Raw genomic sequence first — 449 nt, 5'->3', positions numbered from 1 at the left:
CTTACTGTTTATGCCCCTACGCATAGTGGGATTCACCGCAACAGTAAAGCACACTGGAAACTTTGACCCGGTACGGGCAGCACTTAGTCATTATCGCCAGTATGCTTTACTGTTCGCCCTCCGGTCACTCCGGGTTAACCCTTCATCGCAGACCGGAAGGCTTAATATGGAGCGGTCAGCGGGAATCGAACCCGCATCATCAGCTTGGAAGGCTGAGATAATAGCCATTATATGATGACCGCAATAACGAGTTGCACGGTGCCGGGTGCTTCCCGGTGGGTTATTCACCCGCGTTCGTCGGCTGATTAGGAACTCAGAACGCCCCTCCGCTAGGGGGATTCACCGTACATTGAAACTGGTGCGCTGTACTGGAGTCGAACCAGTGACCACTGCTTTCGGAAAGCAATACTCTATCCATCTGAGCTAACAGCGCTTTGGTGGCCCCTGCT

General features: G+C 53.2%; 2 tRNA genes. Both read right to left on the bottom strand.

The features are described from left to right. Positions 1–167: 167 nt before the first annotated feature. Positions 168–242: transfer RNA gene (locus AAIR21_RS27920), tRNA-Gly, on the bottom strand. A 114-nt stretch (positions 243–356) separates the two neighbouring features. Beyond that, positions 357–433, bottom strand: a tRNA-Arg gene (locus AAIR21_RS27915). Positions 434–449: the final 16 nt, after the last annotated feature.

It is taken from the genome of Enterobacter sp. PTB (assembly GCF_051130085.1).
Taxonomy (GTDB): Bacteria; Pseudomonadota; Gammaproteobacteria; order Enterobacterales; family Enterobacteriaceae; genus Enterobacter; species Enterobacter ludwigii.
This window is presented reverse-complemented; position numbering and strand designations above follow the sequence as displayed.